Consider the following 23,662-nt stretch of genomic DNA (forward strand, 5'->3'; position numbering starts at 1 on the left):
GCAGCGGCGATGAAAAAACTTGCGTGAAAACTCTGGCAAAAAATGGCTGGCGGGCATTGGCGGTCAGCCGTGTTTCAATCGGGATATATCCAGGGAGGATCAAGCATTATGCAAATAACAGAAGACAACCTTAAAACCATCATGCCCAACGCCCGCAGCCAAGCGGGCGTTTTTGTTTCTGCACTCAACACCGCGATGATGCGCAGGCATATCAATACGCCCAAACGCATCGCTGCGTTCCTCGCGCAAATCGGCCACGAGTCGGGGCAGTTGCAGTACGTGCGCGAACTGGGCAACAACCAGTATCTGAGCAAATACGACACCGGCACGCTGGCGTTACGTCTGGGCAACACGCCGGAGGCCGACGGCGACGGACAGAAGTACCGTGGTCGCGGGCTGATCCAGATCACCGGGCGCACCAACTATCGCCAGTGCAGTCTCGGCCTGTTCGGCGATGAACGTCTGCTGTCTCTGCCGGAATTGCTGGAGCAACCGCAATGGGCGGCCGAATCCGCAGCATGGTTCTGGGAACAGAACGGCTTGAACGATCTGGCCGACCGCGATCAGTTCAACAGCATCACCCGCCGAATCAACGGCGGGTTGAACGGTTTGCAGGATCGCCTCGATATCTGGGCGCGGGCGAGGGCGGTGCTATGTCCATCTCCTGGCGCCTGATCGGCGTTTTGTTGCTGGCTGCGTCGGCCGCCGCGCTGGCCTGGCAGTTTCAGGACTGGCGCTACGGACGACAACTGGCCGAGCAGGCGCGGCAGCACGCCGACACCCTCAATCAACTGACCTCGGCCGCCGCCACCGCACAGCAGGCCGAGCAGGACAAGCGTCTGGCGCTGGAGCAACGGCTCACAGCCAGTGAACAAACCCACTACCGAGCCATGAGCGATGCCCAACGTGATCAGGATCGCCTGCGCGATCGTCTTGCCACTGCTGATCTGCGCCTGTCAGTCCTCATCGACGCCGGCGATGCTGCCCCAGGCTGCGGGATGCCAGCCGCCACCGGCCCCGGCGGCGTGGATCATGCAGCCGTACGCGCCCGACTTGACCCGGCGCATGCTCAACGAATTATCGCCATCACCGACACCGGCGACCGCGGACTGATTGCTCTGCAAGCCTGTCAGGCCTATGTCAGAGCGCTGGCGCCCGAACATTTTGAATGAGTCTGTGTATTGAAAGCGCAACCGGGTCGTGTACGGTGGTAGTCATTCCACCCGATCCGGAGCGCACCGTGAAAGAGATCACTCAACTGGCTGCCGAGCTTGGCCGACGTTTGCAGTTGCTCAACGCCCACGTCACCACGGCCGAGTCGTGTACCGGTGGCGGGATTGCTGAAGCGATCACGCGGATTCCCGGCAGCTCGGCATGGTTCGAGGCCGGTTATGTGACGTACTCCAACCGGCAGAAAACCCGACAACTGAATGTGCCTGCGGAATTGTTCGACACCGTGGGGGCGGTCAGTCGCGAGGTGGTCGAATCGATGGTGCGGGGCGCGCAGAAGCACAGCCTGGCGCGGTTTGCCGTGGCGGTCAGCGGCGTGGCCGGGCCCGACGGCGGCACACCGAACAAACCGGTGGGCACGGTGTGGCTGGCCTGGGGCGTGGGCGATGCGGTTTCCAGCGAGGTTCAGCACTTCTCGGGCAACCGCGACGAGGTGCGCCGACAAACGGTGAAGGCCGCGCTAGAGGGGCTGCTGCGACTAGCGGCACGAGAAATCGAAAATCAGGGGTAGGCGATCCGCGAACGCTGTGGAATAATACTGGCTACTTATACAGGTGTTGGCCGTCAGGCCTTATTGATTACGTGAGGACTTTAATGGACGACAACAAGAAGAAAGCCTTGGCTGCGGCCCTGGGTCAGATCGAACGTCAATTCGGCAAGGGTGCCGTGATGCGTATGGGCGATCAGGACCGTCAGGCGATCCCGGCTATCTCCACCGGCTCTCTGGGTCTGGACATCGCACTCGGCATCGGCGGTCTGCCAAAAGGCCGTATTGTTGAAATCTACGGTCCTGAATCTTCCGGTAAAACCACACTGACGCTGTCCGTGATCGCTCAGGCTCAAAAAGCCGGCGCGACCTGCGCCTTCGTCGACGCCGAACACGCCCTTGACCCTGAGTACGCCGGCAAGCTGGGCGTCAACGTCGACGACCTGCTGGTTTCCCAGCCGGACACCGGTGAACAGGCTCTGGAAATCACCGACATGCTGGTGCGTTCCAACGCGGTTGACGTGATCATCGTCGACTCCGTGGCGGCACTGGTACCGAAGGCTGAAATCGAAGGTGAAATGGGTGACATGCACGTGGGCCTGCAAGCCCGTCTGATGTCCCAGGCGCTGCGTAAAATCACCGGTAACATCAAGAACGCCAACTGCCTGGTGATCTTCATCAACCAGATCCGCATGAAGATCGGTGTGATGTTCGGCAGCCCGGAAACCACCACCGGTGGTAACGCGCTGAAGTTCTACGCCTCGGTTCGTCTCGACATCCGCCGTACCGGTGCGGTGAAGGAAGGCGACGAAGTGGTCGGCAGCGAAACCCGCGTCAAGGTTGTGAAGAACAAGGTGGCTTCGCCGTTCCGTCAGGCCGAGTTCCAGATTCTTTACGGCAAGGGCATCTACCTCAACGGCGAGATGATCGACCTGGGCGTGCTGCACGGTTTCGTCGAGAAGTCCGGCGCCTGGTATGCCTACGAAGGCACCAAGATCGGTCAGGGCAAGGCCAACTCGGCCAAGTTCCTGGCAGACAACCCGGAAGTCGCTGCCAAGCTCGAGAAGCAGCTGCGTGACAAACTGCTGTCGCCAGCCGTGATTGCGGACTCCAAGGCCTCTGCGGTCAAAGAGACCGAAGACGATCTGGCCGACGCTGATATCTGATAACAGCGATGACCACCGCCGTACTCGATACCCTCGTCGCGGTGCGGCGAACCGCCATGGATCTGCTCGCTCGACGCGAGCACGGTCGAGTCGAGCTGACGCGTAAACTGCGTCAGCGCGGCGCCGAGGCGGAAATGATCGAAACAGCCCTCGACCGATTGACGGAAGAGGGGCTGCTTTCCGAAGCCCGTTACCTTGAAAGCTTTGTTTCCTACCGTGCCCGTTCCGGCTACGGCCCTTTGCGCATTCGCGAAGAGCTGGGCCAGCGAGGTTTGCAACGCGCCGATATCGAACTCGCCCTGCGTGAAAGCGGTATCGACTGGCAGGAGCAGCTTCGCGAGACATGGCAACGCAAGTTCTCCGGACACTTACCGATCGATGCCAAGGAGCGCGCCAAACAGGGCCGCTTCCTCGCCTATCGGGGGTTCTCGATGGAGATGATCAACCGCTTGTTCAGCGGTAGAGGGATGGACGATTAAAACGGTTGAACAAAAACGGCCCGCTATGAAAATAGCGGGCCGTTTTTTTTTGCCTTCAGATTACCTTCGATGGCTCACGTGCACGTTGGGTGGTCTGCGGTTTGCTGTGGGCCCAGTTTTCCGGGAGGTTGATGTAGTCCACCAGTTCCCTTAGTCGGCCATGGTTCCGGGCATTGAACGCGAAGGCCAGTCGCACCAGATGGCTGTACTGCGCTTCGTCGTGTTCCTCGCCGCTGTAGGCGTGTTGATGGAACTGGTCACTCAGGCACAGATCAGCGAAAGCTTCTTGCATATGTTCCAGGGCCTGATCGCTAAGCTTGTGGTTCATACGAATCACGAACTGACGCTTGAGCCAGCGGCTGGAGTGGAAGTTGCCGTAGAACTGATTGATCTGCTGTACCGCCTCATCGACGCTGTAGACCAGGCGCATCAGTTTCAGGTCGGTGGGCAGGATGTAGTGGTTCTCTTCGAGCTGCTGGCGAATGAAATCCAGTGCGCCTTGCCAGAACGTTCCGCCCGGCACATCGAGCAGCACCATGGGCACCAATGGACTTTTGCCGGTCTGGATCAGTGTCAGTACTTCCAGTGCCTCGTCCAGTGTGCCGAACCCGCCAGGGCACAGCACCAGTGCATCGGCTTCCTTGACGAAGAACAGTTTGCGGGTGAAGAAGAAATGGAACGGCAGCAAGTTGCCAGTGCCGTCCACTGTAGGGTTCGCATGTTGCTCGAAGGGCAGAGTGATGTTGAACCCGAGACTGTGGTCGCGCCCGGCACCTTCGTGCGCGGCGGCCATTATCCCGCCACCGGCACCGGTGATGACCATCATGTCCGAGCGTGTCAGAGCCGCGCCGAGTTCCCGGGCCATGGCATACAGCGGATGCTCGACCGGCGTGCGTGCCGAACCGAACACCGTGACTTTGCGTCGTCCCTTGAACTTCTCGAGAACCCGGAACGCCTGCTCCAGCTCGCGCAGGGCCTGCAGGGTGATCTTGGCGTTCCAGCGGTTGTGATCTTCCTCGGCCATGCGCAGCACGGTCAGGATCATGTCGCGGTAAATCGGCAGGTTCGGGCTGTTGGGGGAAATCTGGTTGAGTTGTTCTTCGACCTTGCTGATGAGGTCGGGGAGTTGTTCCTGAAAATGCCTACTGAGCAGGTCATTCGGTTGGTAAGGCATTCAACGTCTCCTTCTGCACAGAGCGGGTGGCCCTGACGTGCGGCGTCAGGGCCGCGCTGCAAAAAACACACACGATCGGCAGCTCCTTTGCTGCCGTGAACAAGTGATCGGGAACACTTTGAATCTAGATCTTTGCACGGATTTGCGCTGACTTGATCATTGCCCCGCAGAATCCTTTCTGGCAACTGCTGATTGCCTCTTCACGTAATCAGTCACCGCTCGTCCGAACGTACACCGTAGAGCAATCGCTCTGATTTACTAACCTACAGGCACTGCACGACAGCTTCGCGTCAACGGGCGTATGCAAGGTGCGCGCTTTTCAAGGATTCGTGGTGGCAAGGAGGCGGGATAGATGGCCAGAGTGATTCTGGAAATCGATACGCAGCTGTATCGGATGTTGAAAGCATCAGCCGAGACCAACCAAGTGAGTCTCGAAGAGGAGTGCTGCCGACGGTTGGCAGGCGGGGAACGCCGTTCGCGTTATCTACAGGCTCTGGTGGCCGAATTGCGCGCCGAAGATGAACAACGGCGCGCCAATTCTCGATGATTACTTCTTCGCCGGGACAGCTTTCGGACAATCTGACTCTTGATAGCTGGCCGAACCGATTGCGCGGTTGGTCTTCACTTCGCTGAAGTCGTAGCGCATCACTGCGCCCTTGGCCATCAGCTTGCGGTACGACGGGTTATTGCACACCGAAGCACCCAGCTGGAAATACACGGCTTTTGGGTCAGCGCGCATCTTCTCGGCGTGGCTGGCCTGCACACTCAGGTGGTTGATCAGCGTAGTGCCTTCGACGGTGTAGCCTTGATCGAGAATGTCCTCGTTGATCGCCCGTGGGGTGCCCACGCTGCTTTCCTCGGCGACACGGCGCAGCTCTTTGTTCAGATTCTGCTCACTCAGGGACGCAGCGTGTGCGCTGAAGGACAACGCCATGGCGATGGCCGCGGTAGGAACGATAAGGCGCAGCATGAAACTCTCCTGATTCAGTGACTGGTGGTTCGACCAGCCCCGTGGCTGTGCGTTCAGTGGCGGCGAATTATAGGGGAGCCAGTCAGGACGGTACAGGCTTGTCCCCGTCGCTCTGATAAACTGCCAGCCTTTATTGCCTTGCCGAGTGTTGTTCGTGTCGAGTTTTCCTGCCTCCGGGCGCTGCCTGCAATGAATCACGCCCCTAACGCCGTCGCCCGCCTGCGCGACCAGCGCGAAGATGAAGGTATCAAGCCGATCCAGGCCCGTGGTTTCCGTTCCGAGCGTTGCCGCGATTGTCGTGTGATCATCAGCCACTGCCTGTGCGCCTGGCGTCCGACGGTGGAAACTCGATCCGGCGTATGCCTGATCATGACCGGCAAGGAAGTGTTCAAGCCGAGCAACACCGGCTGGCTGATCGCCGATGTGGTGCGCGACAACCATGCATTCATCTGGTCGCGCACCGAACCTGACCCGCAGATGCTGGCGCTGCTCGATGACCCGCAATGGCAGCCGTACCTGGTGTTTCCCGGCGAATACGTCGAGCCGTCACGGGTGACCAACACCGTCGCGCCCGATAGCAGCAAGCGTCCGTTGTTCATTCTGCTGGATGCGACCTGGACCGAGGCGCGCAAGATCTTTCGCAAGAGTCCGTATTTCGACCGCTTGCCGATCCTGAGCCTGCTGCCCGACAAACTTTCGCGTTATCGCCTGCGTCGCTCGACCCGCAGTGAGCACCTGTGCACCGCCGAGGTCGCGGCGTTGTGCCTTGAGCTGGCAGGTGACAGTGATGCCGCTTCTGCCCTTGACGCTTATTTCGATGTGTTCAGCCAACATTATCTGGGCGCCAAACAGCAGTTGGACGTCAACGAGGCGACCCCGGCCCACGCCGAGTTGTTGCCTTATATACGAAAGCCGCAAGCGGTGTTGGCCCGATAGTGGCCCATACTGCAGAGAGCGCCGGCCGTGCTGCTTGACCACCCCGGCTGCGCTGGGCATGCTTGGCGCCGATTAGGGTGCGGCCAAGGTTTGAAACGCCGTGTTTGCTTGTGATTGGCGTTGAACGTGCCCTTGTGGATACCGCTTTGGTAGCGGCATCTTGAGTTGCTTTGGCCAGGCCCGAATACACGGGGCCTGCCATCAAAAACAGGATCATTTTGAAAAATGGCCACATACGAAATCCTGATTGCCGATGATCACCCGCTGTTTCGTAGCGCGCTGCATCAAGCAGTGACCCTGGGGCTCGGCCCGGATGTAAGGCTGGTGGAAGTGGCGAGCATCGCCGAACTGGAAACCCGCCTGACCGAAAAGGCTGACTGGGATCTGGTCCTGCTGGACCTGAACATGCCCGGTGCCTATGGATTTTCCGGACTGGTGCTGCTGCGGGGACAGTACCCGCAGATCCCGGTGGTAATGGTCTCGGCGCAGGAAGAAGCCTCGGTGATGGTCAAATCCCGCGAGTTCGGCGCCAGTGGCTTCATCCCCAAGTCCAGCGACCTGAGCGTGATTCAGCAAGCCGTGCGCAAAGTGCTCGATGGCGACGTGTTCTGGCCACCACAGGCGTTCGAGGCGGTCAGCGTCTCCGCCGAAGCCAAAGCCGCCAGCGACGGCCTCGCCAGCCTTACGCCGCAGCAGTTTCGTGTACTGACCATGGTCTGTGAGGGCCTGCTGAACAAGCAGATTGCCTATGAGCTGAACGTCTCCGAAGCGACCATCAAGGCTCACGTCACGGCGATCTTTCGCAAGTTGAACGTGCGCACCCGGACACAGGCGGCCTTACTTCTGCAACAACTTGAGTCAATTCCGAGCCAATAATGGCTGGCGTCTTCACGCTTTTTTGACTTTTGTTGCTCTAGCTTTCCCACTCCCTTCTGGTTGGTTTTTACTTTATGTCACCTTTCAAGGGCCAGACCGGCCTGAAACGCATCCTCAACGCATCCGGCTACTCGCTGGACGGTCTGCGCGCCGCCTTCACTGGTGAAGCGGCATTTCGCCAACTGGTCCTGCTCAATGTGGTGCTGATTCCGCTGACGTTCTTCCTGAATGTCAGTCGCGTCGAACAGGCGCTGCTGATCGCCGTTTGCCTGCTGGCGCTGATCGTCGAGTTGCTGAATTCGGCGGTGGAAGCGGCCATCGACCGCATTTCGCTGGAACTGCACCCGCTGTCGAAGAACGCCAAGGACATGGGCAGCGCCGCGCAATTCGTGGCCCTGAGCATGATTGCCCTGGTGTGGGCGGTGATTCTGCTCTAAGCGATACTCGGCAAGACGATCTCGTCGCTGCGCTGCACCCCGGCGGTGAAGGCGCGGCACAGTTCGAGAAACTCGCGCATGGCCGAGGTCTGGTATTTTTGCTTGTGCCAGATGAAGTAGAACTGCCGGGACAGATCCAGATCCGGCGTTTCCACCGCCACCAGGCTGCCACGCCGAAAGGCATCACGCAGCGCCAGCCGCGAAATACAGCCAATCCCCAGCCCCGATTCCACCGCGCGTTTGATCGCTTCGGTGTGTTCCAGCTCCAGACGGATATTCAGCGCACTGCGATGATGACGCATGGCCTGGTCGAAGGTCAGGCGCGTGCCGGAACCCTGTTCGCGCAGAATCCACGCCTCGTGCGTCAACTCTTCCATGGTCGCGCTGCCGCGTTTGGCCAGCGGATGCTGCGGAGCGCAAAACACCACCAGTTCATCTTCGACCCAGCTCTGCACTTCGATGTCCGGATGGCTGCAGTCGCCCTCGATTAGACCCAGATCAATTTCGTAGTGAGCGACTTGATGCACGATATTGGCGGTGTTCTGCACATGCAGCTTCACTTGGCTTTCCGGATGGCGCTGCATGAAACCGCCGATCAACAGGGTCGCCAGGTAATTGCCGATGGTCAGGGTGGCGCCCACCGACAGTGAGCCGAAACCGGATTTGCCGTTGAGCAGGTCTTCGATTTCCTTGGACTGGTCGAGCAGTGCCACCGCTTGCGGCAGCAGCTGTTTGCCCAAGGCGTTGAGGCTCAGCCGTTTGCCGGCGCGGTCGAACAGCTGGCAGCTGGATTGGCGCTCCAGTTCGGTGATCGAGGTGCTTGCCGCCGATTGCGAGAGGTTGAGCAGACCCGCAGCACGGGATACGCTTTCCTGCTGGGCGACGGCGACGAAGACTTGCAGTTGACGAAGAGTAAATCGCATATCGATATAACCGATAACCCTTATCTTAATAATCCAGTTAACAGATATTGTCGTCGCTATTAGAATGCGTTGCAATTGCGCACTGTCGGCCGCAAAGGCGAGCGCAGACCCAATATCCAGGAGTCCCACGTACATGAGCAACATGAACCACGAGCGTGTCCTCAGTGTTCATCACTGGAACGACACTCTGTTCAGCTTCAAGTGCACCCGCGATCCGGGCCTGCGCTTCGAGAACGGTCAGTTCGTGATGATCGGCCTGCAACAGCCAAACGGCCGCCCGCTTATGCGCGCTTACTCGATCGCCAGCCCGAACTGGGAAGAGCATCTCGAGTTCTTCAGCATCAAAGTGCCTGATGGTCCGCTGACCTCGCAGCTGCAGCACCTGAAGGAAGGCGACGAGATCATCATCTCGAAAAAGCCCACCGGCACCCTGGTGCTGGACGACCTGAACCCGGGCAAGCACCTGTATCTGCTGAGCACCGGCACCGGTCTGGCGCCATTCATGAGCGTGATCCAGGACCCGGAAACCTACGAGCGCTTTGAAAAAGTGATCCTGGTGCACGGCGTACGCTACGTCAACGAAGTCGCCTACCGCGAATTCATCACCGAGCACCTGCCGCAGAACGAGTTCTTCGGTGAAGCGCTGCGTGACAAGCTGATCTACTACCCGACCGTGACCCGCGAGCCGTTCGAGAACCAGGGCCGTCTGACCGACCTGATGCGCAGCGGCAAGCTGTTCAGCGACATCGGCCTGCCACCGATCAACCCGCAGGACGACCGCGCGATGATCTGCGGCAGCCCGAGCATGCTCGACGAGACCAGCGAAGTGCTCGACAGCTTCGGCCTGAAGATCTCGGCGCGGATGCGCGAGCCGGGTGACTACCTGATCGAGCGTGCGTTCGTCGAGAAGTAAGCCCCACGAAAAAGCCCCCATTGCCTATGCAGGCAATGGGGGCTTTTTTATGCTCGAAATATTTCCTTAATGCCTGCCACAATCCATGTAGGAGCTGCCGAAGGCTGCGATCTTTTGATCTTAAAAAGGCAAGATCAAAAGATCGCAGCCTTCGGCAGCTCCTACATGGGGCGGTGTTTCAGGCTATGGCTGGGATGACTTCCAGTACCCGGATCTGCTCCGGCGTCGGGTAATGCCAGCGCACGTCCAGATCCCAGAACTGCGCACCGTATTCGCGCTCTGGTGTCGGCGTCTGGTATGCCGGACGCGGATCCTGCGCCAGGCACTGCTCGATCAACTCGACCAGAGGCTCGCCAAGGCGCTGAGCATGGCCGTGCGCCTGTTGCAGCGCGGCGTCCGTCCACTGCACGTCAATCAGCTGTGGCGCAGCGCTGGCGATGCTGTTGGAGGCGTCAGCGATGATATCGGCGTAAGGCACGTAGGGTTTGATATCGAGAATCGGCGTGCCGTCGAGCAAATCGATCCCCGAGATGAACAGCCGATGGGCCTCGACCTTGTCCAGCTTCACCACCGACTGCCCGATGCCATTGGGACGGTGGGTCGCACGGGTGGCGAACACGCCCATGGACTTGTTACCGCCCAGACGCGGTGGCCGCACCTTCAGGCGCGGCTTTTCTTCCAGCGCCTGATGAAACAGGAACAACAGCCAGACATGGCTGACCTGCTCCAGCCCTTGCACGGCGTCCCCCTGATCGAACGGCGCCACCAGCTCCAGCACGCCACGGGCAGCGGGGGCCAATTGCGGCTGGCGCGGGATGGCGAACTTTTCCTTGAAACAGGAACGCACGAAGCCGATGGGGGAGACGTTGTAAGTCATGGTCTGGAGTCAAGGTGGGAGCGGGGTGGGGATGATAACCCGAGGTGGCCGGGCCGACGCCTTCGCGAGCAAGCCCGCTCCCACAGGGATCTCGAGTGGAGTCCGGTTTTGTGTCAGCCACAAAACCTGTGGGAGCGTGGCTTGCTCGCGAAGGTCGCGCCGCCGATTCAGAGCTTGTGGCGCAGATCAGCCGCGAACACGCAGGGTCAGGCCCTTGAGGAAGTTGCGCAGCAACTGGTCGCCGCACGGGCGGTAGTTGGTGTGGCCGACCTTGCGGAACAGTGCGCTCAGCTCAGGCTTGGACACCGGAAACTCGGCAGCCTTGAGGATCGCGTGCATGTCGTCCTCTTTGAGCTCGAAGGCCACGCGCAGCTTCTTCAGGATGATGTTGTTGGTCACCGGCACTTCGATCGGCTGCGGCGGACGGCTTTCGTCCTTGCCGCGCTTGAACACCACCAGACCGTCGAGGAAGTGCGCCATGACTTCATCCGGGCAGCGCACGAAGCCTTCTTCGTCTTCTTCTTTCTTGTCGAGGTATGCGACGACGTCTTTCAGCTCCACGTCCAGGCCGCCGAGCTTGATGATCTCGATGACTTTCTTGTCGCTGATGTCGAGCATGTAGCGCACGCTGCGCAATACGTCGTTATGAATCATGTGGGTAATCCTGATAATCGTTGTGGGCAACGCGCAGGCACGCTGCCGGAATGTGTGGCGGCAACAGAGGCTTTAGAACTTCTCTTTGCCGGACAGGTAGCGCCATTGGCCGAGCGGAACCTTGCCGATCGAGACGCCGCCGATGCGGATGCGACGAATGCCGACGACCTTCAGGCCAACCGCTTCACAGAACTGGGCGATGATCCCCGGCTGCGGGTTCTTCATGGCGAAGCGCAGGCGGTTTTCGTTCTGCCAGCTGGCCTTGACTGGCGGCAGTTCCTTGCCCTTGTGGGTGAGACCGTGCTGCAGGCGATTGAGGCCGTGGGCAACCATGTCGCCTTCGACTTCAACCACGTATTCCTGCTCGATCTTGGCCGCGTCGGCAGTCAGTTTGCGCAGTACTTTCCAGTCTTGGGTAAAGACCAGCAGACCGCTGGCCTTCGGCTGCAGATCGGCGCTGGCGGTCAGGCGCAGGAAGTGGCCGCGCAGCGGGCGTTTGCCGTAGCGGTGCTCGTCGCTGAGGGTGTCGGCGCTGAGCGATTGCATGGCGGTGTCGACGTCCATGCCGGCCGGCACGTTGAGCAGGATAGTCACCGGCTCCGGCGCGGTGGCCTGGGCGTCCTTGTCGAGCTCGACCTTCTGGTCGCCGACCTTGAATTGCGGTTCGTCGATCACTTCGCCGTCCACGGTGACCCAGCCGCCCTCGATGAACAGCTCGGCCTCCCGGCGGGAGCAACCGACCAGTTCGATGAGGCGTTTGGAGAGGCGAATCGGGTCAGTCATGACAGGGCCGTAACAAAAAAGGGGTGAGCATTGTACCTGCCTGGCGCCGGTTAAGCCCGGTTCCATTTGCAGGGGTTCGCAATTCCTGTGGGAGCTGGCTTGCCAGCGATGGCATCACCTCGGTGCATCTGTCAGACCGAGTCGCCTGCATCGCTGGCAAGCCAGCTCCCACAGGGTTCTACGATGTGTCAGCCGTTACTTGAGCGCTGCTGATTCTGCCGCAAGCGCATATGCAGCAGCGGATACGGCTGGCCCATGCCATCTACCTCCGATCGGCCGACCACTTCAAAGCCCTGCTTGAAGTAAAACCCCAGCGCCTGCGGGTTCTGTTCGTTGACGTCCAGTTCATCGGCATTCAGATGCTGCATGGCGTAGTTCAGCAATTGCTTGCCCAGCCCCTGGCCACGGTGCGCGGGATCGATAAACAGCATTTCGATCTTGCCGGCCGCCACCCCGGCGAATCCGGTGATGCGCTGCTGATGGTCCTTAGTGCAGATCAGCATCACCGCGTCCAGATAACGGGTGAGCACCAGATTGCGCAGCAACTCGATGTAGCTGTCCGGCAGAAAATCATGGGTCGCGCGGACCGAGGCCTCCCAGACCCGGGTCAGTTCCTGATAATCGCTGAGTTTCGGCGTGTGAATGACCGAATGCTGACGCATGCCCGATGGCCTCTTGTTCGTTTCAAGGGAGTCCTTCCCCCGGTAAACGATAGCCGTAAAAAAGCCCCGCATCTCGTAAAAAAGAGCGAGGCTTTTGATGACACGACTATCCCCTGTGGGAACGGGCTTGCTCGCGAAAGCAGTGTATCCGTCGGCATATTCAGGGACTGATACACCGCCTTCGCGAGCAAGCCCGCTCCCACAGGTATTTTGTGGTGCTTAGATCTGCTCAGCCCACAGGTCGTATTCGTCAGCGTCAGTCACCTTGCACCAGACCTTGTCGCCCGGCTTGAGATTGCTGCCGTTGTCGATGAATACGTTGCCGTCGATTTCCGGGGCATCGAAGAAGCAGCGGCCGACGGCGCCTTGCTCGTCGACTTCGTCCACCAGCACTTCGATCTCGCGGCCGATGCGCATTTGCAGGCGCGCCGAGCTGATCGCCTGCTGGTGCGCCATGAAGCGCTCCCAACGGTCTTGTTTGACGTCGTCCGGCACCACTTCCAGGTCCAGGTCATTGGCGGGCGCGCCATCGACCGGCGAGTACTGGAAGCAGCCGACGCGGTCGAGCTGGGCTTCGGTCAGCCAGTTCAGCAGGTACTGGAAGTCTTCCTCGGTTTCGCCCGGGAAGCCGACGATGAAGGTCGAACGGATGATCAGGTCCGGGCAGATTTCGCGCCAGTTCTTGATCCGCGCCAGGGTCTTGTCTTCGAACGCCGGGCGTTTCATCGCCTTCAGCACTTTCGGGCTGGCGTGCTGGAACGGGATGTCCAGGTACGGCAGGATCTTGCCGGCGGCCATCAGCGGGATCAGCTCGTCGACGTGCGGGTACGGGTAAACGTAGTGCAGACGGACCCACACGCCCAAGGTACTCAGCGCTTCGCAGAGTTCGGTCATGCGGGTTTTCACCGGCGCGCCGTTCCAGAAACCGGTGCGGTATTTCACGTCGACGCCGTAGGCGCTGGTGTCTTGCGAGATCACCAGCAGCTCTTTGACGCCGGATTTGACCAGACGCTGGGCTTCGTCAAGTACATCACCCACCGGACGGCTGACCAGTTTGCCGCGCATCGACGGGATGATGCAGAAGCTGCAGCTGTGGTTGCAGCCTTCGGAAATCTTCAGGTAGGCGTAGTGACGCGGAGTCAGCTTGATGCCTTGCGGCGGCACCAGGTCGATCAGCGGGTTGTGATCCTGACGCGGTGGCACGACTTCGTGCACGGCGTTGACCACTTGCTCGTATTGCTGCGGACCGGTCACGGCCAGCACGCTCGGGTGTACGTCGCGGATATTGCCTTCTTCCACGCCCATGCAACCGGTGACGATCACCTTGCCGTTTTCCTTGATCGCTTCACCGATCACTTCCAGCGACTCAGCCTTGGCCGAGTCGATGAAGCCGCAGGTGTTGACCACCACCACGTCGGCATCCTGATAGGTCGACACCACGTCATAGCCTTCCATGCGCAGCTGGGTCAGGATGCGCTCGGAGTCGACCAGTGCTTTCGGGCAACCCAGAGATACGAAGCCAACCTTTGGATTGGCCGGCGCAGGAGTGGTGGACATGTCTAACCTCGGTGTTTTGTGACGTCGCTTGCCTGGTGTGGAAGCTGACGGACGGGCGCTTGAAGTGCGCCTCTGATCAAAAAGTGCGCAATTCTAGCGATGAGCAACGCACTTGACCAGCTTTATGCAGGGAAATACGACGAGTGCTGCGCTATGCTTCGCGCCGTTGAGCTTTACCAATTTTTTACAGTCAACAAAACGTCTGTAACAACAGGTAAAACAGCGCATGCTGCACCACAAAGCATAGTGCTTCATTCAAAGAAGCCGGTTCTGAGAAGTAGGAGTGTTGGATGGGTCAGGCAAGTAGTCAGGCGGCGGGCGCCGAGCATTCGGCTGCAAAACCGCTGAGCATGCTGGTCGCGGCAGTCGGGGTGGTTTACGGCGACATCGGCACGAGCCCGTTGTACACCCTCAAAGAAGTTTTTGCCGGTCACTATGGGGTGCCGGTCAACCACGACGGAGTCTTCGGGATTCTGGCGTTGATTTTCTGGTCGCTGATCTGGGTCGTCACGATCAAGTACGTGTTGTTCGTCCTGCGGGCCGACAACCAGGGTGAGGGGGGGATCATGGCGCTGACCGCCCTGGCGCGACGTGCATCCAGCCGCTATCCCAGGTTGCAGGCCGTGCTGGTGATTCTGGGGTTGATCGGTGCGGCGCTGTTTTACGGCGACAGCATGATCACCCCGGCCATCTCCGTGTTGTCCGCGGTTGAAGGTCTGGAGTTGGCGTTCGATGGCCTGGAGCGCTGGGTGGTGCCGATGGCACTGGTGGTCCTGGTCGCGCTGTTCCTGATCCAGAAACACGGCACCGATCGCATCGGCAAGCTGTTTGGCCCGGTGATGGTCGTGTGGTTCCTGGTGCTGGGGGGGCTGGGTGTCAGCGGGATCGTCAGGCACCCTGAAGTCTTGAATGCGCTGAACCCGATCTGGGGCGTGCGTTTCTTCATGGTTCACCCGGGCATGGGTGTGGCGATTCTCGGTGCGGTGGTGCTGGCGCTGACCGGTGCTGAAGCCCTGTATGCCGACATGGGCCACTTCGGGCGCAAGCCGATTGCCCGTGCCTGGCTGGTACTGGTGCTGCCGGCGTTGGTGCTGAACTACTTCGGTCAGGGCGCATTGCTCCTGGAAAACCCGGAAGCGGCGCGTAACCCGTTCTACCTGCTGGCGCCGAACTGGGCACTGGTACCGCTGGTGGTGCTGGCGACCCTGGCCACGGTGATTGCTTCGCAAGCGGTGATTTCCGGCGCGTTCTCGTTGACCCGGCAGGCCATCCAGCTCGGTTATATCCCGCGCATGCACATTCAGCACACGTCCAGTGCTGAGCAGGGGCAGATTTACATCGGTGCAGTGAACTGGGCGCTGATGGTCGGCGTGATCCTGTTGGTGATCGGTTTCGAGTCCTCCGGCGCACTGGCGTCTGCCTACGGCGTGGCGGTCACTGGCACCATGCTGATCACCAGTATTCTGGTGGCAGCGGTGATCCTGCTGTTGTGGAAATGGCCACCGCTGCTGGCAGTGCCGATTCTGCTTGGTTTCCTGCTGGTCGATGGCATGTTCTTCGCGGCCAACGTGCCGAAGATCATTCAGGGCGGTGCCTTCCCGGTGCTGGCGGGGATCGTGCTGTTCATCCTGATGACCACCTGGAAACGCGGCAAGGAGCTGCTGGTCGATCGCCTGGACGAAGGCGCGCTGCCGCTGCCGATCTTCATCAGCAGCATCCGTGTACAACCGCCGCACCGTGTGCAGGGCACCGCGGTGTTCCTCACTGCGCGCTCCGACGCTGTGCCGCACGCGTTGTTGCACAACCTGCTGCACAACCAGGTGTTGCACGAGCAAGTGGTGTTGCTGACCGTGGTTTACGAAGACATCCCGCGCGTGCCGCCGGCACGCCGCTTTGAGGTGGACTCCTACGGCGAAGGCTTCTTCCGGGTGATCCTGCACTTCGGCTTCACCGACGAGCCGGACGTGCCGCAGGCGCTGAAACTGTGCCATCTGGATGATCTGGACTTCAGCCCGATGCGCACCACCTACTTCCTCAGCCGCGAAACGGTGATCGCCTCGAAACTCGAAGGCATGGCCCGCTGGCGCGAGGCGCTGTTCGCATTCATGTTGAAGAATGCCAACGGCAATTTGCGCTTCTTCAATCTGCCGCTGAACCGGGTGATTGAGTTGGGGACGCAGGTGGAGATGTAGGCCACGCCCCAACTCAAAAGCCCCCGTCAGCCTTGTAGCTGGCGGGGGCTTTTTTGTGCTTCACATAAACCTCTAACCCACTGCAAATCCCCTGTGGGAGCGAGCTTGCTCGCGAAGGCCGAGTGTCAGTCGAGACATGTGGTGGCTGATCCACCGCATTCGCGAGCAAGCTCGCTCCCACAAGGATTCTGTGGTGTCAGTGGCTTTCAGGCAATTCTTCTTCAGATTCGGTCTTCATCCGCGCAGGTCGCGGCATCAGCGCTTGGATCACGTCATCAATCAAGGCTTTGCCCATCACCGTCAGGTAATGCGCAGCCCAGGCATGGCGGTCGGTGTCTTTGATGAAGGCAGCGTCCTCAGCGAAGGATTTGGCGAGGAATAGCAGATCGGAAGCTTGCGACAGTGCATCAATGACGGGGACACCGGAGCGGACGTTGAATAGCGCCAGATCCGAGTTGTAGAGGAAAGAGGTAAAGCCGACGGTTGTGAGGTCCGAAGGTGATGAAGGACTTTGTTTGCTCATTGTTTCGCTCCATAAAACGAGGAGCTGCCGCATTCGTTACCACACGAATGGGTGGCAGCTGTACGCAGGGTGGTAAACCGGAAGAGCAAAGAAACCGGCAGACCCGAAGGTCTCCCACGCACAGCCGCCATGACTCGGAATTGCAGACGTAAAAACACCTGAGTCGTGTTGGGAGCGTTGTTGCACTTTGCTTAGCCGGGTTACCACACCCGATCACTGAATTGGTCAGCGACCTCTGGAGAGTATCCCGTCGAAAAAAAGCGCAACAGAGCGGCAAAGTGCCCAAACACGAGATTAGGAGTTTGCCTACAAGGTATGCGGACGTCATCTGATATTGCGACACCGGTAACCGGAATTAAGGTGGCGAGCAATCTCGGGGGCGGTGGATTCTTGAGTTGGCGCCACAGGAGGGGGGCGAATAAAGGGCTTGACGATCGGATATTTTGAATGAGACAAGTGTCCACGTTTTATGGAGTGTGGACGATTGGAGTTTTAAGCTTCATGAAGAGTCAAGACATTTTGCTTTTGTTCAAGATGACCAGCCTTCACGCTCAGGAGGAAAACCTCCTTGGGGTAATGGAGTCGGAGTCAAATTCGAACAGAGTCGAGGAGTTGTTGAAGCCCTACGTGGTCAGTCAAATGACGGCGGGCGGTCGGGTGGGGCAACCATTGGTCACCTACTCCACCGACGGTGAAGATACTGTATTCCGCCGACAGGATTTCGATTCGCCCTTGGACGATGAGGCGGGGTGGGAAGGGTGGTCGGAGCCGGTAGCTGTTCCGCCACTGGCGAGCTGGAGTGAAGGTTACTCGTTGCGTGCGTTGTCTGCTTCACTTGGGCTAAGCAAGAGCGAAGTTTCAAATTCCATCGCCAGGTGTCGTGTGTCCGGGCTGCTCACCAATGACTATGACACCGGACTTCCAAAAGTTAACCGGCGGCAGTTGCTAAACATCACCGAGCACGCTCTGAAATACTTTTTCCCTGTAAAGCCCGGGGCAATGGTTCGCGGCATCCCGACGGGTTTTGCAGCACCGGCACTGTCCAAAAGCATCAAAAGTGCTGGCGGACTGATTCCGGTTTGGCCAGATGCACTTGGAGCGGAGCGTGGACAGGCGATAGAGCCGCTCTACAAGACAGTGCCGGAAGCGGTGAAGCGGGACAGGACCCTTTACCACTATCTTGCGCTTGCTGATGCAATCCGCCTTGGAGGTCCGCGAGAGTGTGGTGTTGCAGTCGACATTCTAAAAGCAGGGATGGGACTGAAATAACATGTCATCCAACGCTGATCACAACTACGAGCTTATAGAGTTTGTTGCTGAGGGTTTGGGAGAGGCGTTTCTCGCGGAGGTTGCCTTTGTCGGAGGTTGCACCACAGCCATGCTGGTAACTGATGCTGTTGTGCTGGACGACATTCGCTTCACCGATGATGTTGACCTGGTGATCGAGCTAGCAGGCATTGGCGCCTGGCAGCAGCTTACCGAACGGTTGGCGGCCAGGAATTTCAAGATTACTGGCGAAGATGAAGTGAACTGTCGTTTCCGCTTCAACGACATCGTCGTTGACGTGATGCCTTCTGATCCCGAGGTTCTCGGATATGCCAACCGCTGGTTTGTAGAGGGGCTGGCGCGGGCCAATAAATTTACGTTGCCCAGCGGTACCGTCATCCAGATATTCAAACCGACCTATTTTCTCGCGACAAAACTGGAAGCCTTCAGTGGTCGTGGCGGTGGCGATCCATACCATAAAGACGTCGAAGACATCATTATCTTGATTGATGGACGTCCAGAGCTTTTAGAAGAGGTTCGGCAGGCGGAATCCGAGCTCAAAGAATTCATCACGAATGGAGTTCGAGCACTCAGGGTTCTCAGTGGCATTGACTATGTGATTGAAAGCTCGGGCTCGGTACAGGCCAATCCGGGAAGAGGGCAAATCATTCATGGGCGCATGAAAGAACTGGGCAGCGCATGAAATACCACGTCAGATCGGTAGCAGGGCGAGCCAGGAGAACCAACCATGACTTTGCTGGAGCGCTCTGTGATGGAGAAAACGGCGTATTTGTTATCACGGACGGTACATCGAGGGTTGGCAGTGGCCAGTTGGCTGAGTCCTTTGTGAAAGATGTTTTAGAGGTCTGGTCAAAACACTTTGATCACGGCCTCGATATCACTGAGTGCGAAGCTGTTGAACAGGTACTGCTTTCTATACTGGCCGACCTCCACCCCGTTTTGTTTGCAAGTCACACAGGCGCCACTTGTTATGTGGTGGGTGTCGCTGCTCATGGGAAACTCACGCTTGCGTATGAGGGTGATTGTTCGTGCGGTGTTGTGACGCCGGCAGGAGCGATCGAATGGATTACGTCGCCCCACTGTAAGGCTAACTGGAGGCGCGACCGTTCCCACTCCGAGCTGGCGCAAGATCCGGCTCGAAACCGGGTGACTCGATGCTTGAAGGCGAGTCGCGCACCGAACCCTGACTTTGTGTTTCATTCATTGACCCTAAGAGAACGACTGGTATTTGCAACCGATGGCTTTTGGGCGGAGCTAACCGAGTTACAGCAAAGCTACTTGCTAACAGCGCCGGATGGCAGCTGTATCGATGTAGAAGATGACATCACGTGGATAGATGTTCAGCTTTAGTCTCGGTATCGATAGAAGTTTCGACTGGCAGGAAGTGCTGCAAGTTTGCGTAAAAAAGCCCCCGCAACCGTGAGGTTGCGGGGGCTTTTCGTTGGAGCGCTTCAGATCACTCTGTCGGCTGATCCTTGCTCTGACGCTTCTCGATCAGGTCCACCAGACGCTTGGCCAGCGCCGGGTAGTTCTCGTCGAAGTGGTGGCCGCCGGGCAGTTTCACCGCTTCGCCGACTGCCGTCTTGTCGGTGCAGCCGCTTTCGTCGGTTTCTTCGGCGCCGTAGATGCACACTACTTTGGCCGCTGGCAGCTTGGCCATTTCCGGGCCGGTGGCGGCTTCTTTGCCGGCGTTGCCGAGCCAGCCTTCGACTTCGATTTCGAAGCTGCCGGTACGGGCGAAGGCCAGCAGGATGATGGCGTCGACGCGTTGCTGCTCGGTGTCCGGCAGGCGGTTGTAGATCGCCGGCAGGACGTCGGCACCGAACGAATAACCGGTCAGGATGAAGCGCTTGGTGCCCCATTTCTGGCGGTAGTGCTGCATCAGTTCGGTCAGGTCCAGGGCGCTTTGTTCCGGGCTCTTGTGCTGCCAGTAGTAGCGCAGGGTGTCGATGCCGACGACGGGATAGCCAATCTTGGCCATCTCGCCGGCCACATCGCGGTCGAGGTCGCGCCAGCCGCCGTCACCGGAAAGGAACAGGGTCACGGTGTCCTTGGCTTGACCGGCCGGCACTTCAACCACCGGAATCGCCAGACCGCCGTTGGCCTTGTCGCCGCCGACGAGGATCTTGCGCAACTCGTTGTTCAGCACTTGCGGCAGGTTGATGTCGTAGTCGCTGATGCTGGTTTCGGCGTTCGGTTGATCGCGCACGAAACCGGCGCTGGTGTCGTCCGGGTTGTCGTTCCACGCCACCAGCCAATGGCCGTGGGCCGCAGATTTCGGCAGCAGGTGGGTACAGCCGGGTTTTTCCAGGGCCAGGTCAACCGAGATCGCCTGGGCCTTGTCGTCCTTCTGCTCGGACAACCAGCGCCAGGCCAGCACGGCGCCCGGGCCGATACCGCTGACCAGCGTGGCCGGGCCATTCAGTTCGCGCAGGCCGGTTTGCAGCGCGCGGCTCTGTTGCAGGCAGTCCTTGGGCAGAATCACCTGAACGATTTGCGCCGAGGCGCTGCGGCTCAGGGTGCTCAGTTGGTTATCGGTCAGCTTCTGGTCGTCATTGACCACTACCAGCACCTGAGCCTTGGGCTGGGTGCCGGGAACGACGCGGGTCATGACCGTGCCGTCGGCGGCAGTCAGCGGTTGCAGAGTCGGTTGCGGTGCCGGGCGTTTGAGGTACCAGTAACCGCCGCCGGCAATCACGGCCAGCACGATCAGTGCGGCCAGGATGTACTTCAGGGAGCGTTGAATCATCAGCGTTTCACCAATCCAGTCAAGCCGCCCGCGATCAGGGCAGCAGTATCGGCCAGCGCCACCAGCGGATCGAGTCCGGCGGGCACTGCCATATAACGGGGTTCCCAGTCAGGCTGGAACTTGTCTTTGAAGCGGCGCAAGCCTTGGAAGTTGTACAGCTGCTCACCACGGCGGAAGACCATCGAGCCCAGACGCTGGGTCAGCGGTGCACCACGCCGGGGTTGCAACCCCGACAACGGCACCATGCCCAGGCTGAAGCGCGCGTATCCGTGACTCTTATAGTGTTGAATCAAACCGACCATCAGGAATTCCATGGTCAGCTTGGGGGCGTCCGGGTGCGAGCGCATCAGATCGAGACTGGCCAGGTCATGGCTGTAAGTCTCGAGCAGGTTGGCGAACGCCACCGGGCGGCCTTCGAAGCGAATCACCGCAATGCGGAAATGCTTCAGGTAATCGTCGCTGAACCGACCGAGGGAGAAACCTTTCTCGCGCACGTTCTTGCCGGTCAGCCACGCATCGGAAATCACTTTCAACTCGTCCATCGGCGCCTGGCCCGGCTCGTGGATTTCCAGCGACAGGCCGTCGCGGGTCCCACGGTTCCAGGTGTAGCGCAGGTCCTTCATCTCTTTGCCCTTGGCTTCCAGGTCAAAGCGATGCAGATCGACCCGGGCTTCTTCGCCGAGCTTGATCGCGGTCAGGCCGATGTCCATGTAGTACGGCAGGTTCTCGGCACGTACCTGATAGAACACCGGACGGGTGTGATGGATGTCGCACAGGTCGCGGAACTGCCAGATCATTTCGGCACGCTGCTGGCCGGGGCCGATCGGGTCGTACAGCGCCACGAGGCTGCGGCCACGGCGGGCGTACATCAGGAACGCCTCGTCGTTGGGGTGAAACAGCAGTGCCTTGTCACCGGTCAGTGCCAGGCCGCCATCGGGTTGCGACGAGGCCATGAGGATCTTCGAGGCGCGTTCCAGTTCATCCGGTGTCGGCAGGTGAATCACCGGGCGCGCGGTGCGCAGCAGCCAGGTCAGGGCGATCACCAGCAACAGTACGGCAGCACCGAGCAGCGAGCGCAGGCCACGTGGCGCGTCAGCGTCGAGGGTGAACTGCCACCACAGTTGATGGCTGTAAGGCACGTCCTGATAGGCGAACAGCAGCAGCCAGGTCGAAGCCCCCAGCACGCAGAGGCTGGCAACCAGATACAGCGGCGAGAACGGTAGCTCGGTCAGGCGGCTCGGACGATAGAACGAACGGCGGAACACCCCCAGCAACGCAGCAGTGAGTGTCATCAGCGTGGCTTCTTCCCAGTCGAAGCCTTTGAGCAGCGAGAGCAGGGCGCCGACCAGCAACAGAATGGTGGTCAGCATCCACGCGGCAGACAGCCGACGACGCAGGCCCTGGGCGAGCAACAGGCATAGCACGCCGATCAGACTGGCGCCGAAGTGCGAGGCGTCGACCAGACGATGCGGGATCAGAAAACCGATGTGTTCGAGACGGGTGTCGATCTCCGGGGTAGCGCCGGAAAACAGCAGCACCACGCCGGACAGGAACACCAGCACCGCCAGAATGGGCGCCGCCAGACCGGACGCTGCGCGCATGGTCTGGGTCTGAAACAGGCGCTGGCCTTCGTTGATCAGCAAGAACAGGCAGGCCACCAGCAGCGGCAGCACGACATAGATCAGGCGGTAGAGCAGCAGGGCGGCGGCCAGTGGCGCGGCACCGAGTGTGTCGGCGAACGCGGCGAGCAGGATCGCCTCGAAGACTCCGACACCCCCCGGCACATGGCTGAGCACGCCGGCGGCCAGGGCCAGCAGGTACACCAGCAGGAAGGCGCCGAACGGCGGGGCTTCCGGCAGCAGCAGGTAAAGCACGGTGGCTGCTGCGGCGACGTCGAGGGCGGTGATGATCAGTTGCAGGAAGGTCAGGCGGCGGCCCGGCAGGCGCAACGTCCGGCGCCCAGCCCTGACCAGCAGGTTATCGCGGTACGGTTGCTCCGGCAGGCGCCGGCGGTAGATGCCGATCGCCAGAATCGCGCCCAGACCCAGCACCACCATGGCAATCGTGCCGAGCAGGCCCTCTGACAGGCCCAGGGCGGCGGAAGCGGAAGGCAGGTCGCTGAGGGTCGCGAGAGCCGCCAGTGGTGGCAGGGCGCAGCCCAGCGACAGGCTGGCGAACAGCGTCATGTGGGCGACTTCTGATGCCCCCAGACCATGGCGTGCATATAAACGGTAGCGCACTGAGCCGCCGGACAGCAGCGACAGGCCGATGGCGTTGCCAATTGCAAACGCAGTGAAGCCGCCCAGCGCCAGCGTGCGCGGTGGCAGCGTCACGCCGGCATAGCGGCTCGCTGACCATTCATAGCCCAGCAATATAATGAAGCCGATCACCGTCGCACCCAATGCCCCGAGCAGAGCAGGTTTCGGCACGGCCAGGATCGAGTCATGCAGCGCGTAGAGATCGAGTTCGCTCAGCAGATGGCGACAGGCAATCAGCGCAATGGCAAACAACAGCAATGTGACCGCCAGACCGATAGGCTGGCGGTATTTGCTCAAACGATCCAGCAAGCGCAGGCGCTCGGGCTTGATCGGATGGTCTGCTGTGACGGTGTCTTGTGGATCAGACGAGTTGGCGCGCATCAATCACCTCTTGGATTGTGCGCGACAGGATGGAGGTATCCAGCCAAGTTACCAATCCCTGTAGAAAAAAATAATCACAAAATACTACGCCTCTCATCGGGTATCGGCGAGGGCGGGTCATGGATTGCAGACGTCTTGCCTGCGACTC

General features: G+C 59.7%; 25 protein-coding genes. 14 read left to right on the forward strand and 11 right to left on the reverse strand.

The features are described from left to right. Positions 1-108: 108 nt before the first annotated feature. The 5 genes from NTD85_RS17070 to recX all read left to right on the forward strand — a co-directional run bounded on the left by NTD85_RS17070 (position 109) and on the right by recX (position 3,362). A complete protein-coding gene (locus NTD85_RS17070; RefSeq protein WP_262142756.1) occupies positions 109-675 on the forward strand; it encodes a glycoside hydrolase family 19 protein in 567 nt (188 codons plus the stop codon). After that, a complete protein-coding gene (locus NTD85_RS17075) occupies positions 654-1,172 on the forward strand; it encodes a lysis protein (protein ID WP_262142757.1) in 519 nt (172 codons plus the stop codon). Before NTD85_RS17070 ends, NTD85_RS17075 begins: the two co-directional genes overlap by 22 nt. A gap of 68 nt (positions 1,173-1,240) precedes the next feature. Then, complete coding sequence (locus tag NTD85_RS17080; RefSeq protein WP_103484542.1) at positions 1,241-1,741, forward strand: CinA family protein; 501 nt, start codon at positions 1,241-1,243, stop codon at positions 1,739-1,741. An 83-nt stretch (positions 1,742-1,824) separates the two neighbouring features. Continuing rightward, a complete protein-coding gene (gene recA / locus NTD85_RS17085) occupies positions 1,825-2,883 on the forward strand; it encodes a recombinase RecA (protein ID WP_003222269.1) in 1,059 nt (352 codons plus the stop codon). Between the two features lie 8 nt (positions 2,884-2,891). Then, a complete protein-coding gene (recX, locus tag NTD85_RS17090; protein ID WP_003222270.1) occupies positions 2,892-3,362 on the forward strand; it encodes a recombination regulator RecX in 471 nt (156 codons plus the stop codon). A 55-nt stretch (positions 3,363-3,417) separates the two neighbouring features. On the opposite strand, the gene NTD85_RS17095 is transcribed toward recX, so the two are convergent. After that, complete coding sequence (locus NTD85_RS17095) at positions 3,418-4,536, reverse strand: TIGR00730 family Rossman fold protein (protein WP_262142758.1); 1,119 nt, start codon at positions 4,534-4,536, stop codon at positions 3,418-3,420. Positions 4,537-4,888: 352 nt separating this feature from the next. Between NTD85_RS17095 and NTD85_RS17100 the strand changes: the two genes are divergently transcribed. Continuing rightward, positions 4,889-5,083 (forward strand): hypothetical protein, encoded by a 195-nt coding sequence (locus NTD85_RS17100; RefSeq protein WP_003222272.1) that lies wholly within the window; start codon positions 4,889-4,891, stop codon positions 5,081-5,083. Here NTD85_RS17100 and NTD85_RS17105 read toward each other — a convergent pair whose 3' ends face one another. Further along, on the reverse strand, positions 5,084-5,506 hold the full coding sequence (locus tag NTD85_RS17105) for a PA3611 family quorum-sensing-regulated virulence factor (RefSeq protein WP_226500499.1): 423 nt from the start codon (positions 5,504-5,506) through the stop codon (positions 5,084-5,086). It abuts the gene before it with no gap. Between the two features lie 189 nt (positions 5,507-5,695). Here NTD85_RS17105 and NTD85_RS17110 point away from each other — a divergent pair, with 189 nt between their 5' ends. The 3 genes from NTD85_RS17110 to NTD85_RS17120 all read left to right on the forward strand — a co-directional run bounded on the left by NTD85_RS17110 (position 5,696) and on the right by NTD85_RS17120 (position 7,755). Next, the gene (locus NTD85_RS17110; protein ID WP_003222274.1) at positions 5,696-6,442 is read left to right on the forward strand and encodes a tRNA-uridine aminocarboxypropyltransferase; all 747 of its coding nucleotides are present in this window, start codon (positions 5,696-5,698) and stop codon (positions 6,440-6,442) included. 225 nt (positions 6,443-6,667) lie between these two features. Beyond that, positions 6,668-7,318 (forward strand): response regulator transcription factor ErdR, encoded by a 651-nt coding sequence (gene erdR / locus NTD85_RS17115; protein WP_003222275.1) that lies wholly within the window; start codon positions 6,668-6,670, stop codon positions 7,316-7,318. A gap of 74 nt (positions 7,319-7,392) precedes the next feature. Continuing rightward, positions 7,393-7,755: a diacylglycerol kinase gene (locus NTD85_RS17120; protein WP_003222276.1), complete on the forward strand. Its 363-nt coding sequence runs from the start codon at positions 7,393-7,395 to the stop codon at positions 7,753-7,755. Here the strand turns inward: NTD85_RS17120 and NTD85_RS17125 are convergent. Continuing rightward, on the reverse strand, positions 7,752-8,678 hold the full coding sequence (locus NTD85_RS17125) for a LysR family transcriptional regulator (RefSeq protein WP_045122319.1): 927 nt from the start codon (positions 8,676-8,678) through the stop codon (positions 7,752-7,754). The genes NTD85_RS17120 and NTD85_RS17125 overlap by 4 nt on opposite strands. Before the next feature lie 133 nt (positions 8,679-8,811). On the opposite strand from NTD85_RS17125, the gene fpr reads away from it, so the two are divergent. Continuing rightward, positions 8,812-9,591, forward strand: a complete 780-nt coding sequence (gene fpr, locus NTD85_RS17130; RefSeq protein WP_003222277.1) for a ferredoxin-NADP reductase — start codon at positions 8,812-8,814, stop codon at positions 9,589-9,591. A 178-nt stretch (positions 9,592-9,769) separates the two neighbouring features. Here fpr and tsaA read toward each other — a convergent pair whose 3' ends face one another. The 5 genes from tsaA to rimO form a co-directional block, all read right to left on the reverse strand. After that, the gene (gene tsaA, locus NTD85_RS17135; RefSeq protein ID WP_262142759.1) at positions 9,770-10,468 is read right to left on the reverse strand and encodes a tRNA (N6-threonylcarbamoyladenosine(37)-N6)-methyltransferase TrmO; all 699 of its coding nucleotides are present in this window, start codon (positions 10,466-10,468) and stop codon (positions 9,770-9,772) included. A 186-nt stretch (positions 10,469-10,654) separates the two neighbouring features. Further along, positions 10,655-11,122, reverse strand: coding sequence for a DUF1456 family protein (locus NTD85_RS17140; protein WP_003222279.1), 468 nt, complete (start codon positions 11,120-11,122; stop codon positions 10,655-10,657). Positions 11,123-11,194: 72 nt separating this feature from the next. Further along, the gene (locus tag NTD85_RS17145) at positions 11,195-11,905 is read right to left on the reverse strand and encodes an rRNA pseudouridine synthase (RefSeq protein WP_003222280.1); all 711 of its coding nucleotides are present in this window, start codon (positions 11,903-11,905) and stop codon (positions 11,195-11,197) included. 188 nt (positions 11,906-12,093) lie between these two features. Continuing rightward, complete coding sequence (locus NTD85_RS17150) at positions 12,094-12,567, reverse strand: GNAT family N-acetyltransferase (protein WP_262142760.1); 474 nt, start codon at positions 12,565-12,567, stop codon at positions 12,094-12,096. Positions 12,568-12,786: 219 nt separating this feature from the next. After that, positions 12,787-14,124 carry a 30S ribosomal protein S12 methylthiotransferase RimO gene (gene rimO / locus NTD85_RS17155; RefSeq protein WP_003222282.1) on the reverse strand — a complete coding sequence of 446 codons (1,338 nt, stop codon included), beginning with the start codon at positions 14,122-14,124 and terminating at the stop codon, positions 12,787-12,789. Positions 14,125-14,474: 350 nt separating this feature from the next. Here rimO and NTD85_RS17160 point away from each other — a divergent pair, with 350 nt between their 5' ends. Next, positions 14,475-16,316: a potassium transporter Kup gene (locus tag NTD85_RS17160; protein WP_400497827.1), complete on the forward strand. Its 1,842-nt coding sequence runs from the start codon at positions 14,475-14,477 to the stop codon at positions 16,314-16,316. 196 nt (positions 16,317-16,512) lie between these two features. On the opposite strand, the gene NTD85_RS17170 is transcribed toward NTD85_RS17160, so the two are convergent. Further along, positions 16,513-16,839, reverse strand: coding sequence for a DUF3077 domain-containing protein (locus tag NTD85_RS17170; RefSeq protein ID WP_201135646.1), 327 nt, complete (start codon positions 16,837-16,839; stop codon positions 16,513-16,515). A gap of 501 nt (positions 16,840-17,340) precedes the next feature. On the opposite strand from NTD85_RS17170, the gene NTD85_RS17175 reads away from it, so the two are divergent. The 3 genes from NTD85_RS17175 to NTD85_RS17185 are packed head-to-tail and all read left to right on the forward strand — an operon-like array spanning position 17,341 to position 19,476. Continuing rightward, entirely contained in the window at positions 17,341-18,108 is a 768-nt protein-coding gene (locus NTD85_RS17175; protein WP_003222286.1) for a hypothetical protein, read from the forward strand. 1 nt (position 18,109) lies between these two features. Beyond that, a complete protein-coding gene (locus NTD85_RS17180; protein WP_003222287.1) occupies positions 18,110-18,808 on the forward strand; it encodes a hypothetical protein in 699 nt (232 codons plus the stop codon). Beyond that, entirely contained in the window at positions 18,805-19,476 is a 672-nt protein-coding gene (locus NTD85_RS17185) for a PP2C family protein-serine/threonine phosphatase (RefSeq protein WP_080593226.1), read from the forward strand. The genes NTD85_RS17180 and NTD85_RS17185 overlap by 4 nt, the downstream gene beginning before the upstream one ends. Positions 19,477-19,582: 106 nt before the next feature. On the opposite strand, the gene NTD85_RS17190 is transcribed toward NTD85_RS17185, so the two are convergent. Further along, positions 19,583-20,875 carry a virulence factor family protein gene (locus NTD85_RS17190; protein ID WP_262142761.1) on the reverse strand — a complete coding sequence of 431 codons (1,293 nt, stop codon included), beginning with the start codon at positions 20,873-20,875 and terminating at the stop codon, positions 19,583-19,585. Then, entirely contained in the window at positions 20,875-23,514 is a 2,640-nt protein-coding gene (gene mprF, locus NTD85_RS17195; protein WP_003222293.1) for a bifunctional lysylphosphatidylglycerol flippase/synthetase MprF, read from the reverse strand. The genes NTD85_RS17190 and mprF overlap by 1 nt, the downstream gene beginning before the upstream one ends. Positions 23,515-23,662: the final 148 nt, after the last annotated feature.

This window comes from Pseudomonas sp. 13B_3.2_Bac1 (genome assembly GCF_025466205.1).
In the GTDB taxonomy this organism is placed as follows: domain Bacteria; phylum Pseudomonadota; class Gammaproteobacteria; order Pseudomonadales; family Pseudomonadaceae; genus Aquipseudomonas; species Aquipseudomonas fluorescens_H.

Excerpts from the sequence above, each read along its gene's own strand:
- NTD85_RS17070 (WP_262142756.1), top strand. The coding sequence starts at position 109 with ATGCAAATAACAGAAGACAACCTTAAAACCATCATGCCCAACGCCCGC.
- NTD85_RS17075 (WP_262142757.1), top strand. The coding sequence starts at position 654 with ATGTCCATCTCCTGGCGCCTGATCGGCGTTTTGTTGCTGGCTGCGTCG.
- recA (WP_003222269.1), top strand. The coding sequence starts at position 1,825 with ATGGACGACAACAAGAAGAAAGCCTTGGCTGCGGCCCTGGGTCAGATC.
- recX (WP_003222270.1), top strand. The coding sequence starts at position 2,892 with ATGACCACCGCCGTACTCGATACCCTCGTCGCGGTGCGGCGAACCGCC.
- NTD85_RS17095 (WP_262142758.1), bottom strand. The coding sequence starts at position 4,536 with ATGCCTTACCAACCGAATGACCTGCTCAGTAGGCATTTTCAGGAACAA.
- NTD85_RS17100 (WP_003222272.1), top strand. The coding sequence starts at position 4,889 with ATGGCCAGAGTGATTCTGGAAATCGATACGCAGCTGTATCGGATGTTG.
- NTD85_RS17105 (WP_226500499.1), bottom strand. The coding sequence starts at position 5,506 with ATGCTGCGCCTTATCGTTCCTACCGCGGCCATCGCCATGGCGTTGTCC.
- NTD85_RS17110 (WP_003222274.1), top strand. The coding sequence starts at position 5,696 with ATGAATCACGCCCCTAACGCCGTCGCCCGCCTGCGCGACCAGCGCGAA.
- erdR (WP_003222275.1), top strand. The coding sequence starts at position 6,668 with ATGGCCACATACGAAATCCTGATTGCCGATGATCACCCGCTGTTTCGT.
- NTD85_RS17120 (WP_003222276.1), top strand. The coding sequence starts at position 7,393 with ATGTCACCTTTCAAGGGCCAGACCGGCCTGAAACGCATCCTCAACGCA.
- NTD85_RS17125 (WP_045122319.1), bottom strand. The coding sequence starts at position 8,678 with ATGCGATTTACTCTTCGTCAACTGCAAGTCTTCGTCGCCGTCGCCCAG.
- fpr (WP_003222277.1), top strand. The coding sequence starts at position 8,812 with ATGAGCAACATGAACCACGAGCGTGTCCTCAGTGTTCATCACTGGAAC.
- tsaA (WP_262142759.1), bottom strand. The coding sequence starts at position 10,468 with ATGACTTACAACGTCTCCCCCATCGGCTTCGTGCGTTCCTGTTTCAAG.
- NTD85_RS17140 (WP_003222279.1), bottom strand. The coding sequence starts at position 11,122 with ATGATTCATAACGACGTATTGCGCAGCGTGCGCTACATGCTCGACATC.
- NTD85_RS17145 (WP_003222280.1), bottom strand. The coding sequence starts at position 11,905 with ATGACTGACCCGATTCGCCTCTCCAAACGCCTCATCGAACTGGTCGGT.
- NTD85_RS17150 (WP_262142760.1), bottom strand. The coding sequence starts at position 12,567 with ATGCGTCAGCATTCGGTCATTCACACGCCGAAACTCAGCGATTATCAG.
- rimO (WP_003222282.1), bottom strand. The coding sequence starts at position 14,124 with ATGTCCACCACTCCTGCGCCGGCCAATCCAAAGGTTGGCTTCGTATCT.
- NTD85_RS17160 (WP_400497827.1), top strand. The coding sequence starts at position 14,475 with ATGCTGGTCGCGGCAGTCGGGGTGGTTTACGGCGACATCGGCACGAGC.
- NTD85_RS17170 (WP_201135646.1), bottom strand. The coding sequence starts at position 16,839 with ATGAGCAAACAAAGTCCTTCATCACCTTCGGACCTCACAACCGTCGGC.
- NTD85_RS17175 (WP_003222286.1), top strand. The coding sequence starts at position 17,341 with ATGAAGAGTCAAGACATTTTGCTTTTGTTCAAGATGACCAGCCTTCAC.
- NTD85_RS17180 (WP_003222287.1), top strand. The coding sequence starts at position 18,110 with ATGTCATCCAACGCTGATCACAACTACGAGCTTATAGAGTTTGTTGCT.
- NTD85_RS17185 (WP_080593226.1), top strand. The coding sequence starts at position 18,805 with ATGAAATACCACGTCAGATCGGTAGCAGGGCGAGCCAGGAGAACCAAC.
- NTD85_RS17190 (WP_262142761.1), bottom strand. The coding sequence starts at position 20,875 with ATGATTCAACGCTCCCTGAAGTACATCCTGGCCGCACTGATCGTGCTG.
- mprF (WP_003222293.1), bottom strand. The coding sequence starts at position 23,514 with ATGCGCGCCAACTCGTCTGATCCACAAGACACCGTCACAGCAGACCAT.